General features: G+C 41.6%; 12 protein-coding genes. 7 read left to right on the forward strand and 5 right to left on the reverse strand.

Annotation, left to right across the window (positions count from 1 at the left end; all coding sequences use genetic code 11):
- Positions 1–27: 27 nt before the first annotated feature.
- The 6 genes from CQA40_RS00175 (at position 28) to CQA40_RS00200 (ending at position 5,916) form a co-directional block, all read left to right on the forward strand.
- Positions 28–810 (forward strand): TSUP family transporter, encoded by a 783-nt coding sequence (locus CQA40_RS00175; protein WP_115518987.1) that lies wholly within the window; start codon positions 28–30, stop codon positions 808–810.
- A gap of 66 nt (positions 811–876) precedes the next feature.
- Positions 877–2,250: a sodium-dependent transporter gene (locus tag CQA40_RS00180; RefSeq protein WP_115518988.1), complete on the forward strand. Its 1,374-nt coding sequence runs from the start codon at positions 877–879 to the stop codon at positions 2,248–2,250.
- On the forward strand, positions 2,250–2,453 hold the full coding sequence (locus tag CQA40_RS00185) for a hypothetical protein (protein ID WP_115518989.1): 204 nt from the start codon (positions 2,250–2,252) through the stop codon (positions 2,451–2,453). The genes CQA40_RS00180 and CQA40_RS00185 overlap by 1 nt, the downstream gene beginning before the upstream one ends.
- A 124-nt stretch (positions 2,454–2,577) precedes the next feature.
- Positions 2,578–4,086 carry an aldehyde dehydrogenase family protein gene (locus CQA40_RS00190; protein WP_115518990.1) on the forward strand — a complete coding sequence of 503 codons (1,509 nt, stop codon included), beginning with the start codon at positions 2,578–2,580 and terminating at the stop codon, positions 4,084–4,086.
- 381 nt (positions 4,087–4,467) lie between these two features.
- The gene (locus CQA40_RS00195) at positions 4,468–5,199 is read left to right on the forward strand and encodes a hypothetical protein (RefSeq protein ID WP_115518991.1); all 732 of its coding nucleotides are present in this window, start codon (positions 4,468–4,470) and stop codon (positions 5,197–5,199) included.
- 57 nt (positions 5,200–5,256) lie between these two features.
- Positions 5,257–5,916, forward strand: coding sequence for a UPF0323 family lipoprotein (locus tag CQA40_RS00200; RefSeq protein ID WP_258864399.1), 660 nt, complete (start codon positions 5,257–5,259; stop codon positions 5,914–5,916).
- Between the two features lie 440 nt (positions 5,917–6,356).
- On the opposite strand, the gene CQA40_RS00205 is transcribed toward CQA40_RS00200, so the two are convergent.
- From CQA40_RS00205 to argF, 5 genes are all read right to left on the reverse strand, one after another.
- Positions 6,357–8,834 (reverse strand): TonB-dependent receptor, encoded by a 2,478-nt coding sequence (locus CQA40_RS00205; RefSeq protein ID WP_115518992.1) that lies wholly within the window; start codon positions 8,832–8,834, stop codon positions 6,357–6,359.
- Between the two features lie 527 nt (positions 8,835–9,361).
- Complete coding sequence (locus tag CQA40_RS00215; protein ID WP_115518994.1) at positions 9,362–10,744, reverse strand: (Fe-S)-binding protein; 1,383 nt, start codon at positions 10,742–10,744, stop codon at positions 9,362–9,364.
- Positions 10,741–12,135, reverse strand: a complete 1,395-nt coding sequence (gene hemN / locus CQA40_RS00220; RefSeq protein WP_115518995.1) for an oxygen-independent coproporphyrinogen III oxidase — start codon at positions 12,133–12,135, stop codon at positions 10,741–10,743. Before hemN ends, CQA40_RS00215 begins: the two co-directional genes overlap by 4 nt.
- Before the next feature lie 59 nt (positions 12,136–12,194).
- Complete coding sequence (locus CQA40_RS00225) at positions 12,195–12,698, reverse strand: DUF2603 domain-containing protein (RefSeq protein WP_181882770.1); 504 nt, start codon at positions 12,696–12,698, stop codon at positions 12,195–12,197.
- Positions 12,677–13,798 (reverse strand): ornithine carbamoyltransferase, encoded by a 1,122-nt coding sequence (gene argF / locus CQA40_RS00230; protein WP_115519125.1) that lies wholly within the window; start codon positions 13,796–13,798, stop codon positions 12,677–12,679. The genes CQA40_RS00225 and argF overlap by 22 nt, the downstream gene beginning before the upstream one ends.
- A 407-nt stretch (positions 13,799–14,205) precedes the next feature.
- Between argF and CQA40_RS00235 the strand changes: the two genes are divergently transcribed.
- On the forward strand, positions 14,206–14,841 hold the full coding sequence (locus tag CQA40_RS00235) for a DUF502 domain-containing protein (protein ID WP_023927527.1): 636 nt from the start codon (positions 14,206–14,208) through the stop codon (positions 14,839–14,841).
- Positions 14,842–14,956 lie beyond the last annotated feature (115 nt).

Raw genomic sequence — 14,956 nt, forward strand, 5'->3', positions numbered from 1 at the left:
ACGCCAAAACACAAGGACAATCTATAAATGGCATTTGACATAAGCATCACCACACTCCTCCTACTCGCTTGTGTCGCGCTTGTGGCAGGCTTTGTCGATAGTATCGCAGGAGGCGGGGGAATGATAACAATCCCAGCACTTTATATGGCGGGAATCCCCCCGCACGAGGCACTAGGGACAAATAAATTCCAAGCGGTTTTTGGGAGCTTTAGCGCGGCGTTGCACTTCTACAAAAAAGGGCATTTACACTTGCCCAAATGCGCGCTTTTTGTGCTTTTTGCCTTTGTGTTTTCGCTGTGTGGCACACTGCTTGTGCAGGCAATCAACGCGCACTTTTTGCGCAAGGCAATCCCTTTTTTGCTTATCTTTTTCGCGTTGTATTTTCTTTTTTCCCCAAAAATCAAGCAATCAAGCCAAGAACAAGGCACGGCAAGTACTCTAGATTCTAGAATTTCACGCAAGGCTATCCTCGCACTTAGCATAGGTGGCATAGGATTTTATGATGGATTTTTTGGTCCGGGCACGGGCTCTTTTTTGATGCTAGCCCTCATCTCTCTAGGCGATTTTGGCATAAAAGACGCGCTAGCCCAAGCCAAGCTGTATAACTTCGCTACCAATCTCGCCTCCGTGCTTGTGTTTATGGCGTTTGGGCATATTTTGTTTGCGGTTGGGATTGCTATGGCTTTGGGGCAGTTTGTGGGCGCAAATATCGGCGCAAAGCTCGCCCTGCGCTATGGAATCACGCTTATTAAGCCACTTGTGGTTATCGTGTGTTTGGCGATGTGTGCTAAACTACTTCTCTTTGGGTAGAAAATATAGCATAAGCCACCAATGCCAAAACACACGGCAAAACTCACAACTTAAGGATTCTTAGCAATGTCAAAGCAAACCACAAATAATCGCCACACTTGGTCAAACGCCTTTATATATGTCCTAACCGTCGCAGGAGCGACTATCGGGTTTGGGGCGACTTGGAGATTCCCCTATCTTGTGGGAGAAAACGGAGGTGGTGCGTATGTGCTTGTGTTTATCATTGCAATGCTTGTCATCGGCATACCGATGATTTTGGTAGAAAATGTCATCGGCAGGAGGGCACATACAAATTCTTTGGACGCCTTTAGTCCCTCTGTGCAGCGCAAAGATTTTTCTAGCACTTGGAAAATCGCAGGAATTATGGGGCTTATTGGTTGCTTTGGGATTATTGCGTATTATATGGTGCTTGGTGGTTGGGTTTTGACTTATTTGTGGAATCTAATAAGCGGTGGGCTAAATGTCGCCTCCTCCCTTAGTGCAGATAGCACGCGTGAGTTTTACCTAAAATCCATTGAGCATAGTCCGCTTATGGTGGCGATTTATACGCTTGTGTTTGTGTGGCTAAACTATATCGTGCTAAGCAGGGGAATCTCAAATGGTATAGAAAAAGCAATGAAAGTGCTTATGCCATTGCTTTTTATTTTTCTCATCGGCATAGCAGCAAAAAATCTCACAATGCCCGGTGCGCTAGAGGGTGTGAAGTTTTATCTTATGCCTGATTTTAGCAAGATTTCTCCCAAACTTTTTATCGCTGTTTTGGGGCAGGTATTTTTTGCCCTATCGCTTGGATTTGGTGTGATGATTACACTTTCTTCATACCTTGATAAAAGCGAAAATCTACTAAAAACCGCGCTTAGCACAGGGATTTTAAACACCATTATCGCGCTTTTGGCAGGGTTTATGATTTTCCCATCTCTTTTTAGCTTTGGGCTAGAGCCTGATTCTGGACCTAAGCTTGTCTTTGAGGTGTTGCCTGTGGTGTTTTCTCATATCTCATTTGGCGCATTTGTGGGAGCTGTGTTTTTTGCTTTGTTGCTTATCGCAGCTTTTACTACTTCTATCACACTCTATGAAGTGCTTATCACTGCTGCGCAAGAAAAGCTACGACTTAGTCGCAAACTTGCTACGATTGTCGTCCTTAGCGCGACTTTTGTATGTGGGAATCTCCCTTGTGTGCTATCCTATGGAGCGTGGAGGGAAGTTAGCATTTTTGGTAGAAATATTTTTGATACTTTTGATTTTGTCAGTGGCAATATTTTCTTTGTCCTTACTGCGCTTTTGGCAAGTATATTTGTCGGCTGGGTGCTAGGAGAGGACGCAAAAGATGAGCTAAAAAAGGGTTGTGATAGTCCCAAAATCGTTTCTGTTTGGTTTGTCTATGTCAAATATGTGATTCCGCTTGTGATTTTGGTGGTGTTTGTAAGTGGGATTGTGTAGTGGCTAAATTTTTGGATTCTAGCGCATTGGATTCTAGCGCAAAAGTGCGAGAATCTAGAGAGGGAAGTTTAAGCATTATTTTTTTTAAGATTCTCATTTTTTTGTGCATTTTAGGTAGCGTTTTATCGCTATTTTTGGGAATCAAACTCGCTTTTTGGCTACTCATATCACTTTTTGTAACAAAGCACAAAAATTTCACATAATTTTTTGCCTTAATTATAAAATCGTTTATTATTAGAGAGTTATATTACCTTACTAGGTTTTGGAGAATTTTGCCAAAAAGCAAGACAATCTACCTAGAATATTACCCCAAAAAGGAGGCTCAAAATGAGCAAATACAAAACCATTGCAAATGTCTTTGACAAGCAATATGAGAACTATATCGGTGGCAAATGGGTCGCCCCTGTGGATGGACAATATGTAGAGAACAAAACCCCAATCACGGGCGAAGTGCTATGCAAAGTGCCTCTCTCAAGCGATAAAGACATACAAAACGCGCTTGATGTAGCACACAAAGCAAAGGACAAATGGGCAAACACAAGTCCGCAAGAGCGAGCAAGAATCTTGCTAAAAATCGCTGATAGAATCGAGGATAATCTCGAGCTAATTGCGCACGCAGAGACTTGGGATAATGGCAAGCCAATCCGTGAAACGCTAAACGCGGACATTCCTTTGGCGGCTGACCATTTTCGCTACTTCGCAGGTGCGCTAAGGGCGCAAGAGGGCGCGATAAGCGAGATAGATTCTGACACGATTGCTTATCACTTCCACGAGCCACTAGGCGTTGTGGGGCAGATAATCCCTTGGAATTTCCCACTGCTAATGGCAGCGTGGAAGCTAGCCCCCGCACTTGCCGCAGGGAACTGCATAGTGATAAAGCCTGCTAGCCCTACACCTGCAAGCATTTTGGTGCTATTTAAAATCATCGGCGACTTGCTCCCTGATGGCGTGGTAAATATCATCAACGGAAGCGGTGGCAAAATCGGCAAGACACTTGCCACAAGTCCCAAAATCTCCAAAATTGCTTTCACAGGCTCTACGAGCGTGGGACGCCAGATTATGCAGTTTGCCACAGAAAATATTATCCCCTCGACTTTGGAGCTAGGAGGTAAATCGCCAAATATTTTCTTTGAGGATATTGCGGATTTTGAAGATGAGTATTTTGACAAAGCAATCGAAGGGCTTGTGCTCTTTGCTTTCAATCAAGGCGAAGTCTGCACCTGCCCATCTCGCGCACTTGTGAGTGAGAAAATCTATGATAAATTTATAGAGAAAGTGCTAAAGCGCGTGCAAGCCATCAAGCTAGGCAATCCACTAGACCCAGAGACAATGATGGGCGCGCAAGTCGATGAAAATCAAATCAAAACAATCCTAAACTACATAGACATAGGCAAAAAAGAGGGCGCGGAGTGCCTTATCGGCGGCGAGAGAGACAATCGCGGTGGTGAGCTATCAGGCGGCTGCTATATCAAGCCTACGATTTTCAAAGGGCATAACAAAATGAGAATCTTCCAAGAAGAAATCTTTGGACCCGTGCTCGCACTTACTACTTTCAAAGACGACAAGGAAGCCCTAGAAATCGCAAATGACACGATTTATGGGCTTGGCAGTGGTGTATGGACTCGCGATATAAACCGCGCATATCGCTTCGGGCGAGGCATAAAAGCAGGACGCGTATGGACAAACTGCTATCACGCATACCCAGCGCACGCGGCATTTGGTGGCTACAAGCAAAGCGGTATCGGGCGCGAAACGCACAAAATGGTGCTTGAGCACTATCAGCAAACCAAAAATCTGCTTGTAAGCTATGGCATAAACAAACTAGGATTTTTCTAGGAGGTTTTTTTATCGTGTGCTTAAAGTCATCTATGGATTTTAAGCACATTTTTGGATTTTGATTACGCTAGCACGACTACAAAAGTTGTGCTAGCAAGTTTGGGACAAAATCAAACTTGCTAGCCATTAGTTTTTACTTTTTTTTACTTCATATCGCTTCATATCGCTTGGGAATTTATATAGATTCTAGCAAATCTTGCAAGGCTATTTTTGGCAAGCCTACTCTTTGCTTTTTTCTTACTTCATTTTATTGTGGCTAGATATAAGCTAGATTTCGTAGCCATTGCGCGTTTTTGAAAGCTTTTGCCTATACCATTTCATAAATATTTTGTTTTTTGTGGCAATATGTTGCGTTATTTTCCACATATTTAAGGAGCTAAGATGACAAGAATATCTAAAATCTTTTTTTTGTGCGGTGTTTTTGCACTTCCGCTTAGTGCAGGAGTGAAAGAAGACGCCATAAAAGTGCTTGAGGGACAGACAGGAGCGAAGTTTGAGGTTATTTCTTTTGAGCCACTTAAAGGTTCTAAGCAATTTTTGCTAGTGGTAAAAGACACCAAAAACGGCTACCAAAGCGTAATCATAACCGATGAGAAGCAAAAATCTATGATTGCACCTATGGCGTTTTTTGGCGATAAAGAAGATGCCAAGTTTGTCGCCACACAGCTAGAAAAAGCCAACGCCTATAATTTCAAACTTCAAAACGCAGCCACACTTGATAAGCTTTTTGCTTCGATTCCGCAGGATTATGCTATTCGTTTGCAAGGTGCTAGCAACAAAATCACTTACATTGTCTCTGACCCTATGTGCGTGCATTGTCAGCAAGAGCTAGCACAGATAGAATCAAAGCTAGCAAAAGGCACGGTAGTAATGGTGCTAGTAAGTTTTCTAGGGCAGGATTCTTTGCAAAAGTCTGCCGAGATTATCTCCAAAATCAAATCAGCCAAAACCCCAAAAGAGCAAATATCATTGCTAAGAAGTGTCTATGCCACTACGCACAAGGCAAGCCCACAAAAGCAAGAATACACTTCGCAAGTATCTGCCATAACCAAAAAGCTAGGGGATTCAAATCTAATAGAAGCCGTGCCTTTTATCTATGAACCGATAAAATAAAAGCTGATTTTAGCTTTGGCACTCTAATTTTTGGTAGTTTAATTTCAAGGAGTAAAAATGAGCAAAAAATATATGACTAACAAAAAATATTTGCGCAAGATTTCAGATTTTGCGATGATAGGTGGCGTGAGCGCGCTTGTGGTAGGTGTGTTTGCAGGCTGTGATATAAACAACCCAAACGAGCAAAATCCACAAGCAAGCCAAGCAATCAAGCAAGGTGCGTTTGTCCTACTAGAGCAGCAAGCAGACGGTAGCTACAAAGTGCTAGAGGAATATCCAAGTGGCAAAACCCACATTGTCGTGCGCGACACTTCGGGCAATGAGCGCGTGCTAAGCGATGAGGAAATCCAAAAACTGCTAAAAGAAGAAGAGCAAAAAATAGACAACGGCACAAGCGCACTTACTGCTAGCCCAAGTGGTGGCGAAAGTGGCGGGCTAGGACTAGGAGGAGCAATCCTAGCAAGCGCAGCGGGTGCAATGCTAGGGAGCTATATCGGCAACAAGCTGTTTAACAACCCAAACTACCAGCAAAACAAACAGCGCACATACAAATCCCCTCAAGCCTATGAGCGAAGTGCAAATAGCTTTGGTAAGTCAAATTCTGCGAGTGGGGCAAGAGGAGGCACACCAAGCAATGCAAAGGGAGGGTTTTTTGGTGGCTCTCAAGGTGGCACAAAGGGTGGCACACCAAGCAAAAGCAGTGGGTTTGGTGGCTAGCATATCGCTTCAAAGCAAAATCAAGTTGGAAGCAAAGTCAGGCTAAAGCGGGCAGGGCGAGTTTGGCTTGATAGGGCAAAACAAGTCAAGTAAAAAGTAAGTCAAAATAAATTAGGGTGGGGGTAGAGCGCAGAGCAAGAATAAAGTAAAGTAAATAAAAGCAGAATAAAAATAAAGCAGATTAGAGTAAGCAATCTTTCAATCGCCACCATAGCCACAAACGCGATTCTAGCCTAGAATCGTAGAAGTCTCAAATCTCTTAAATCTATCGTTGCCACGCTTTAAGATAGATTCCCCCCGACTTAAAAAAATCTTTTTGCAATGTTTTGTATTGCTTCTAAAAACTTCTTTATATGATTTGCCTAAAACTCGCAAAATACACCAAAACCCCCTCCATAAAAATCCAAAAATCTAAGCTACTAAAACTATCAAAACTCTACCTAAAACGCATAGCGCAAATCCAAAAACACCTCTCGCCCCTTTGCGTAGAGGTAGCTATTGCCGATTGTTGGGTCGCTAGCATCAGAGTTGTAGTATGAGAAATACACCGTATCAAACACATTTCGCACGCCAAAAGTCGCGCTAAAATCCCCAAATCGCATATCAAGTCCCAAATCTGTCAAGCTGTATGATTTGATTGTCCCTCCTGCTATGTCTTTTTGCGCCCCGATAAATGAATTTTGTGTCCAAATTCCAAAGTGTCGCGTGAAGTCATAGTTTATGCCGATTGTGGCTTTGTAGTTGGAAGTGTATGGGATTCTCTCTCCATTCATTGAGCGAGAAGCGTTGTCAGTGGCAAATGTGCCTTTTAGGATTCTCGCATCGACATAAGTGAAGCTCTCGCTAAATCGTAGCGATTGACTAAAAAACTCTTGCTTTGAGAAAATCTCCACACCCACTCTTTGTGTCAAGTCGTAGTTGCGATAGCCAAAGCCACTTAAGCCAGAGTGCGCACTTCCGTAGTTGTATAGCTCATCTTGGGTAAGGGTATAAAAAGCCGAGCCAGAGAGAAAAACATATTTGCCGATTTGGGATTTGCTACCCACTTCAAAGGTGTGGTATTGCTCACTTTTGACATTGGAGTCTACATATCGTCCGCCTGCCACTCCTGTGAGGGTATCAGGGTTTGGCGAGCGAAATCCTTTCTCATACTTAGCATAGACATTGCCTGCGCCAAAGTTGTAGTTTGGCACTAGCTCTAAGGCGTAGTTTGAGATATTATCGTTTATAGCTTTGTCAGGGCGCGTGGTGTTATAACTTGGGGTAGGGCTTGCGGGGTATGTGTTATTATTGGGCAAAGACATTCCCATATTGCTAGAATATCGTCTTTTTCCTGTGTATTTGGCGTTTTCATACCTTGCACCAAGCGTGAGAGAAAATCGCTTCGTAAAGTCAAATTTTTCAATCGCATAGAGAGAATTTGTCCATTTGTTTGCCAAGATTGGCGTGTAAAGATAGTGATTCATTCGCATATTGCCAAAAGGCACATCATAATACAGCGACAAAAATCGCTCCCCTATATTATAAACAGAATCAAATCCAACGATAAGCAATCCTTTGTAATGCTTCCAATCATAGCGTAGATTTAGCCCGATTTTTTCATCGACAAAGTATGAACCGCTTTGAGAAAAGTCCTGCACCCACATTTGCATACCTTGTGCCGCATACCAAATATCTTGCAAGTTTGTATCGTATTTGTTTTTTAGATAGTGAAAAAATGCTTTTACTTGGAATTTATGATTTTCGCCAAATTTTGCATCATAAGTAAGTGCAGTATCGATTCTATCTTGTTTGGTTTTTATGCTACCTTGTCCGCTATCATATCGCTTGGATTTATCAGGCGAATTATCTGTGCTACTAGATTGTCCATTTGCGCTTCCTAAGCGAAATAGTAGATTTGGCGTAGTGGTAATATATCCTTGAAAGTAGCTCGCTTCTAAGCCAAGTGAATGGTTTTGCGTAATGTCCCACATAAGATTCCCACCGACATTGTAGGCATCGCTTTTATCGCCTATGCGATACCCCCTTTTGTGTAGAAATCTCCCGCTAACTCCATAATAAAGCCCTTTTGTGATTTTACCTGCAAACCTCACATCCGCATTTATATCGCCATATAGGTTTTTATACTTGCCCCCCCCCCCTAATATTTCTGGCACACCTGAATAGCTTATGCCTACACTTGGGGAGAATTTCTCATATCGTCTTTTGGTAATGATATTTATCACGCCTCCACGCGTGCCATTGCCATACATAACCGCCCCGCCACCGGGCAAGACTTCTATACGCTCAATATCGCTTGGAGCGATAGTGTTTATAGGTGTAACGCCGTGGCTAGAATCTAGCATATTTAGATTTATGCCATTTAGCAGGACTTGGACATTGACATTGGCAGATGAGCCTTGTCCGCGCAAGTCTAGATTGCTCCCTAGCCCGATAGAATTGCGCGTGATAAATGGTATATAGCTAAAAATCTCTTCGGTGCTCTTAAATCCCTTTTGCTCAATCGTGTCTTTGTCTATGATATAGACATTGCGATTTAGCTCATCTAGCCTTGATTCAAATCCTTTGGCAGTGGCTGAAACTTTGCCCAAATCTTGCGCTTGCAAAGAGGTGTAGTCTAAGGAAGTGTAGTCTTTGGGGTTTTGGGTGGCGTTGTAGGCATTGTCTTGTGTGGTATTGTATGATGTGGATTCTTGTGGGGTTTGAGGATTTGCGCTTTGGCTAGAATCTACGCTAGATTCTGCAATCTGTGCTAGTGCTGCAGTGCCAAAAGCGCAGGAAAAAGCTAGCGCAAGTGTGGCTTTATGCGGGATTTTGTGCGAGTTTTCGCACTGAAGTATTTTTAGTGGTGTTGGTTTGAATGCTTGCTTATGAGTTGCTTGAATTGTGTCAAATGCGGTGTGTGGAGTTTGTTTCATTGTGTGTCCTTTTGGATTTTGATAGTCTTATAATCCTAAAGATTTTGAGAATCGCTTTAGAAATTATAAAATGCGCGAATTGTAGAAAAAATTTGCTTAAACAAAAATTAACAACAACTCGCATAATTATCAATATATTTTCAATAATGAGAAAAAATCACAAAAAATCACGCAAAATAGGGCAATGCAAATAGACAAAAAATTTTTGAGAAATTTTTAGGAATTTTTGGGTGGAGTTTTTAAGTGTGGATTTTACAAATTGCTTGATAAGTGGCTTTTATTTGGCAGGCGAAATGATTTTAGGTTTTTTTAGAGAAAAGTTATGAAGTTTTGTGGCAACAAAAAAGATAGCAAAAGATAGAAAAAGAACTGCTAGCGCACACAGATTGCTAAAATCTTGGAATTTCTTTCATTAGATTTTTTCAAATGATAGATTCAAATAGCAGACTTAATAGTAGTTTTACTCAAAAATTTTAAGCAAACTTCATCTAAAAAAGCACAAAATCCCCCAAAATCGCATAAAAATCTTAGTCTAGATTTTGTGCGATTAGCTCAAGTGGGTGGGCAAAGCTAGCTTTGACATTGCTTTGAGACATAGCATTTGTGATTTGCATTCGGCACGCAGAGCATTCCGCGCTAATGATTTTCGCACCGCTTTGGGCTATCATCTCTGCCTTTGGCTTGCCCGCTTGTAGCGTGAGTGCATACCTATCTAGCTGCATACTTACCCCGCCAAACCCACAGCACCTATCAGGCTCGCTCATCTCGCGTATCTCGTAGTTTGCGCTAAGTAGTGCGCGTGGCTCTTTATGCACTTTTAGCACTTTTTTGGCGTGGCAAGGGTCGTGATAAGTGAGAGATTTTGGAGAAGAGGCAGGATTTTTGTTCAAAACAGATTCTAGGTTTGTATGCGTTTGTAGCCATTTGCTTGCCATAGACATTTTGGGTGTGAGGTTTGCAAGTCTTTTTTGCCACTTTTCGCGCTCATTTGTATTTGGCTCTGCATTTAGCGCGTGAGCCCAATCCACCATAAGCATAGCTGCACAAGTCGCCTCTGGGATAAGGATAGCATCTACTTCATCAATAAACTTCTCAAAAAGCTCAATATTGCGCTTGATAAGATGAAGCACAGTGCCAATATCGCCTGTGAAATACGCAGGCGCACCACAGCACTCTTGGGCAGGCACAAGGACTTTTATCCCCAAATGTCCCAAAATCTTAAGCAGGCTTTCGCCCACCTCTATGTAGTTGTAGTTGGCAAGACAGCCGATAAAAATAGCGACTTTATTGTGTGTTAGATTTTGGGCGGGCTTTTGCTCGTGGCTTTGGGTCAGATTTTTATAACCTTGCGCTAGGTTGTCCCCTGCTTCGTGCGAGCGACTTTGTGCTAGATTTTGCTCTTTTTGTAGATTTTCATTTTTATGATTTGGCAAAATCTCACCACGATATTTTTGCAAAAAACTTTTTTTGACAAAGGGAAACACCACGCGCTTGCTAAAAAAGATTTTGTTTCCACCATCTACTTTTTTGAACGCGCACGGAGCGACAAAGTAGGCAAAGCTAAACACAAAATCCATAAGTTTTCTATGCTTTAGCAAGAAAAAATATAGCCTTTTATACCACGCGATTCCATATTTTTGTGCTATGTCTATGCGGATTTTTTCTATGGCGGAGTCTATTGGGAGATGAGATGGGCACAAATCCACGCAAGTAGTGCATAAAAAGCAAGATTCTAGCATATTTTTAAAATCTTTTTGCAATGGCAGTTCGCCTCTCTTGTATGCACCAATGAGGTCTAAATATCCGCGTGGGGAGGTAACCTCCTCACGCTTTAGCCGATAAATCGTGCAGTAAGGGATACATTTGCCACATTTGACACAGGCGTTTGAAGTTTGGGTGAAGTCTATCATATTGTCTTGCTAAACACTCGCTTTTCTTGGGGTAGGGAGTGCAAGTAGTTATCAAACACCATTGCGATATTGCGGATAAGTAGCCCACCTGTGGGGGTGGGATATAGCCCCTTGTCATTTATCTCTAGCACACCTATATCTGCGTATTCTTTTAGTCTTTCTAGCTCGCTAGCAAAATGCACTCTAAAGTCGATATTGTGAGTTTTCTCGATACTATCAAAATCTAGCTTTAGGTTGTTCATAAGTCCCATAATGACTTCTTTGCGTAGTATGTCTTCACTTGATAGCTTTATACCTCGCTCGATGGGGATTCTCCCCTCATCTAGCGCATTCTCATAGCTTGCCAAATCTTTGACATTTTGGGCATAGTAGTCTCTCCCCTCGCCTATGGAAGTCAGCCCTATGCCGATTGTTTGGGAAAATCCGCGTGTAGTGTAGCCCTGAAAATTGCGCCGCAATTCGCCATTTTGCTTTGCTATGTATAGCTCATCGCTTTTTTTTGCGAAGTGGTCCATACCTATCATTTCATAGCCATTTTTGCCCAAAAAATCAATGGTGTTTTTTAGAATCTCTAGCTTTTCTTGTGGGCTTGGCAAGTCATTTTCATCGATTTTGCGCATAGTCTTTTTTAGCCACGGGATATGCGCGTAGTTAAATATCGCTAATCTATCAGGGCTAAGAGATACTACCTTTTGAAGTGTCGCCATAAAGCTAGCTAGCGTTTGCTTTGGCAAGCCATAGATTAAGTCAAAATTCACAGAATTTATCCCGCTTTTTCTAGCGATATTTATCGCTTCATTTACTAGCTCTACACTTTGAAATCTATGCACTGCTTTTTGCACCGCTTCATCAAAATCTTGCACACCAAAACTCAAGCGATTAAACCCACCCTCTTTTAGCGCATTCATTTGTGAGATTTCAAAGTGTCTAGGGTCGATTTCGCAGCTTATCTCTGCGTTTAGTGCGAAGTTTGGGAATGTGTCTTTTATGAGAGTGATGACTTTGCTTAGCTGTGTAGAATCAAAAAATGTCGGCGTCCCACCACCAAAATGTAGCTGGACTACTTCGCGTGAAGTATCCATAAGTGTAGATAAAATCGCTAGCTCTTTTTGCAAGTATGAAATATATCTGTCTTTTTTGTCTTGCTTGCTTGTATAGATGACATTGCATCCGCAAAAATAACACGCACTTTGACAAAATGGTAGATGCACATATAGCGAGAGTGGAAGCCTGCTCTCTTGCGTGTCATAGCTATCATTTCGCTTAAATGATTCCCTCAAATCCTCATAGCCAAAATCCGCTCCAAACTCCACCGCAGTGGGATAGCTTGTGTATCGTGGGGCGGATTTGGAGTATTTGGCAAATTTGGCAAAATCTATGTTTTGTGTCATTACGCTAGATTCTCCTACTTGGATTTCCTGCTAGATTCTTATTTGTGGTGTAAAGTGATTTAGAGATTTTTTCGCAAGAAATGCGTTTCAATGTTGAAAAACAAATTTGGGTGTGATTTTTTGATTTCGCTGATGATGGATTTTGTGTTGATATGCGGTGGCAATGAGCCATCATCTAGCCTTTTTGATTCAATTCTATCAATCGCCACTGCCATAACATCATCAAAATCAATAGGTGCGCTTTGTATGACATCTCTCCCAAGCTCTAGTAGGAGTTTTTCCTCATTGATTCCCTCAATAGCAGATAGGACTTTTTTTAGCACAGAGTGCGGAAGCAAGAGGTATTGCTCGCCCTCCTCATCTTGTATCCACCACGCTTCTTTACTATTAAACGCGACTGGTTGGCTAGCAAAAGAGGTTGGTTGGTTTTCATCTTTTTGCTCGCTATTTTGTCTCTTTTTTTGGACATTTAGCAGGATTTGCGTGCTAGAAATCTTTGAAGCCTTGATGAAATTTTCGCTATCAAAAAAATCTGCCAATGTTATTTTTTTGCTAGTAGCCATAGCATTATTCCTTTTTGAATGTGTAGGCGATTGTTTGCTTCCTGCCATACTCGCGATTGCGCTCCCTCTATGACTTCATCGCTTACTTCATAGCCTCGATACGCAGGCAGACAGTGCAAAAATATTGCATTACTATGTGCTTTTTGCATTAACGCTTGGTTAATGCAAAAGCCCTCAAAAGCGTTGATTCTGCTTTGCTTTTCTTCCTCTTGCCCCATAGAAATCCAAGTATCAGTCGTAAGCACACTTGCATCTTTTGCCACAGATTCTAGCGCGTCTTGCACAGCGAATTTATCGGCATTTGAGGGAATAATCTCTACGCGGATTTTGGCATTTGACTTGTTTGCTAGATTTTGGGCTAGGGCGATGATTTTTTCATCTGGGGCGTATTTTTGCGGACACAGTAAGCGCAGCTCAAATCCCAAAATGCAAGCTAGCTTTAGCCAAGAGTGAGCCATATTGTTGCCATCGCCTATGTAGCAAGCTATCGGGGAGCAAATCCTCTTTGGCAGTGGATTTTGTGATTTTATGAAATCTAGTGCTTCTTGTTGTAGATTTTGCTTGCAAAACTCCTCAAAATGTGGAGCAAAATCCTCCAAATAGATTCCGCACTCTATCATTGTAAGCATATCTGCCATTACTTGCAGTGGGTGAGATAAGTCTGTGAGCGCGTTTATCACAGGGACGCTTGAGTGGAGGGCAAACTCCTCTAGTCCCTCTTGAGAAAATGTGCGAATAGCGATAATATCCACCATAGAGCTTATCACTCTTGCGCTATCTTTTATCGGCTCTCCTCGCCCCATTTGCGTGTCTTTGCCCATTAGGATTATGGCTTTGCCACCTAGCTCATATACCCCCGCTTCAAAGCTAACTCTAGTGCGCGTGGAGGGCTTCTCTAAGATAAGTGCTAAAGTAGGTGGATTTTGGGGGGAGTTTTTTATGCCAAGTGCTTGTGGTGTGATAGGCTTTGATAGGGATTTTGCATTTTGGCAGAGGGACTTTAGGGCTAGGCTTAGAGAGAGCATATCATATAGTTGTGATTTGCTAAAATCTTTCAAACTTAAAAAATGGTTTGAAAAATGATTTGGAACTTCTCTCATCTGTGCGCCTTTGCTAGTGGTGTTTGTTATGTTTGTGTTGTTTTGGTTTTTTAAGATTATCAAAATCCACTCCAAAATAAAAAGTGTAATATACTTCAAAGTGCCTAAAAGTATTCTAAAATCTGCAAAGTTTTACTTCTTTTTGCGTTTTAGCCTTTTGCTAAGCGGAGTTTGTGCGTGTTGATTTTGGTGTTTGTGCCATTTTATCGCTATTTTGCCACTTGGCTATTTTGTCGCTTCAAAGCATAAAATAATCCCACAAAAATGCGATATATCTACCACGCAAGTAATTGCCACGCAAACAAATGTGTGCGTAAGCAAAAACCCACACAAGCAAATGAACTCGCAAAATAGCTAGAGCCAAAATCAAGCTAAAATATTAAGAATCTTTACAAGGAGAATGCACAATGCAGCCAACAAACACAAATCAGCAAAAACAGCCACATTCTACAAACCCTACCAAAGATAAAAATATCATTTCACATTGCTTTAGTAGCTTTTTTACACTTATAGGCAGGGGGTTATTAGCCCTTGCGCCTATTATTATTTTGCTATGGCTTTTAAAATTTGCTTATGATTTTATCGCGCATATTATCGGGGCGATTTTTGACACTACCGAGCATAATATGTTTGCAACTATTGCGATTCTTGTGATTTTGCTAGGGATTTTGCTATATAGCGGACATTTGCTAGAGAAGAAAAAAGACTTTATTTTGCTAAAGATTTCGGAGTTTTTCATCGGCAAAATCCCATTTATCGCTTCTATATATAATGTCATCAAAGATATGGTAAAAATGTTTTCTGGAGGCAATGACAAGCAATATCTAGGCGTGGGCTATATAAAGCTAGGAGAGCAAGAAGTCATAGGATTTATCACCAAAGAAGAGTCAAATGAGAGAGGGGAATTTTTGTGGGTGTTTGTCCCAACCACACCAAATCCTACTTCAGGCTTTCTTTTTTGTGCTCCAAAAGACAAAGTCCGCAGAAGTGATTTATCTGTGGCAGAGGGATTCAAAAAGGTTGTCTCACTAGGGATAAAATAAAAAATAGATGAGCCATTCTCAAGCTATTCTTATGTAAAATCAAACAAAAATGATAAAGCATAGAATCAAAAAGAGTTTAAGTAGTTTAAGTAAAAAGTCTAAGCAAAAAAGAAGT

It is taken from the genome of Helicobacter sp. MIT 01-3238, from assembly GCF_003364135.1.
Classification (GTDB): domain Bacteria; phylum Campylobacterota; class Campylobacteria; order Campylobacterales; family Helicobacteraceae; genus Helicobacter_B.

Coding starts and splice junctions, on each gene's coding strand:
- CQA40_RS00190 (WP_115518990.1), top strand. CDS start 2,578: ATGAGCAAATACAAAACCATTGCAAATGTCTTTGACAAGCAATATGAG.
- hemN (WP_115518995.1), bottom strand. CDS start 12,135: ATGACACAAAACATAGATTTTGCCAAATTTGCCAAATACTCCAAATCC.
- argF (WP_115519125.1), bottom strand. CDS start 13,798: ATGAGAGAAGTTCCAAATCATTTTTCAAACCATTTTTTAAGTTTGAAA.
- CQA40_RS00195 (WP_115518991.1), top strand. CDS start 4,468: ATGACAAGAATATCTAAAATCTTTTTTTTGTGCGGTGTTTTTGCACTT.
- CQA40_RS00205 (WP_115518992.1), bottom strand. CDS start 8,834: ATGAAACAAACTCCACACACCGCATTTGACACAATTCAAGCAACTCAT.
- CQA40_RS00180 (WP_115518988.1), top strand. CDS start 877: ATGTCAAAGCAAACCACAAATAATCGCCACACTTGGTCAAACGCCTTT.
- CQA40_RS00235 (WP_023927527.1), top strand. CDS start 14,206: ATGCAGCCAACAAACACAAATCAGCAAAAACAGCCACATTCTACAAAC.
- CQA40_RS00175 (WP_115518987.1), top strand. CDS start 28: ATGGCATTTGACATAAGCATCACCACACTCCTCCTACTCGCTTGTGTC.
- CQA40_RS00200 (WP_258864399.1), top strand. CDS start 5,257: ATGAGCAAAAAATATATGACTAACAAAAAATATTTGCGCAAGATTTCA.
- CQA40_RS00215 (WP_115518994.1), bottom strand. CDS start 10,744: ATGATAGACTTCACCCAAACTTCAAACGCCTGTGTCAAATGTGGCAAA.
- CQA40_RS00225 (WP_181882770.1), bottom strand. CDS start 12,698: ATGGCTACTAGCAAAAAAATAACATTGGCAGATTTTTTTGATAGCGAA.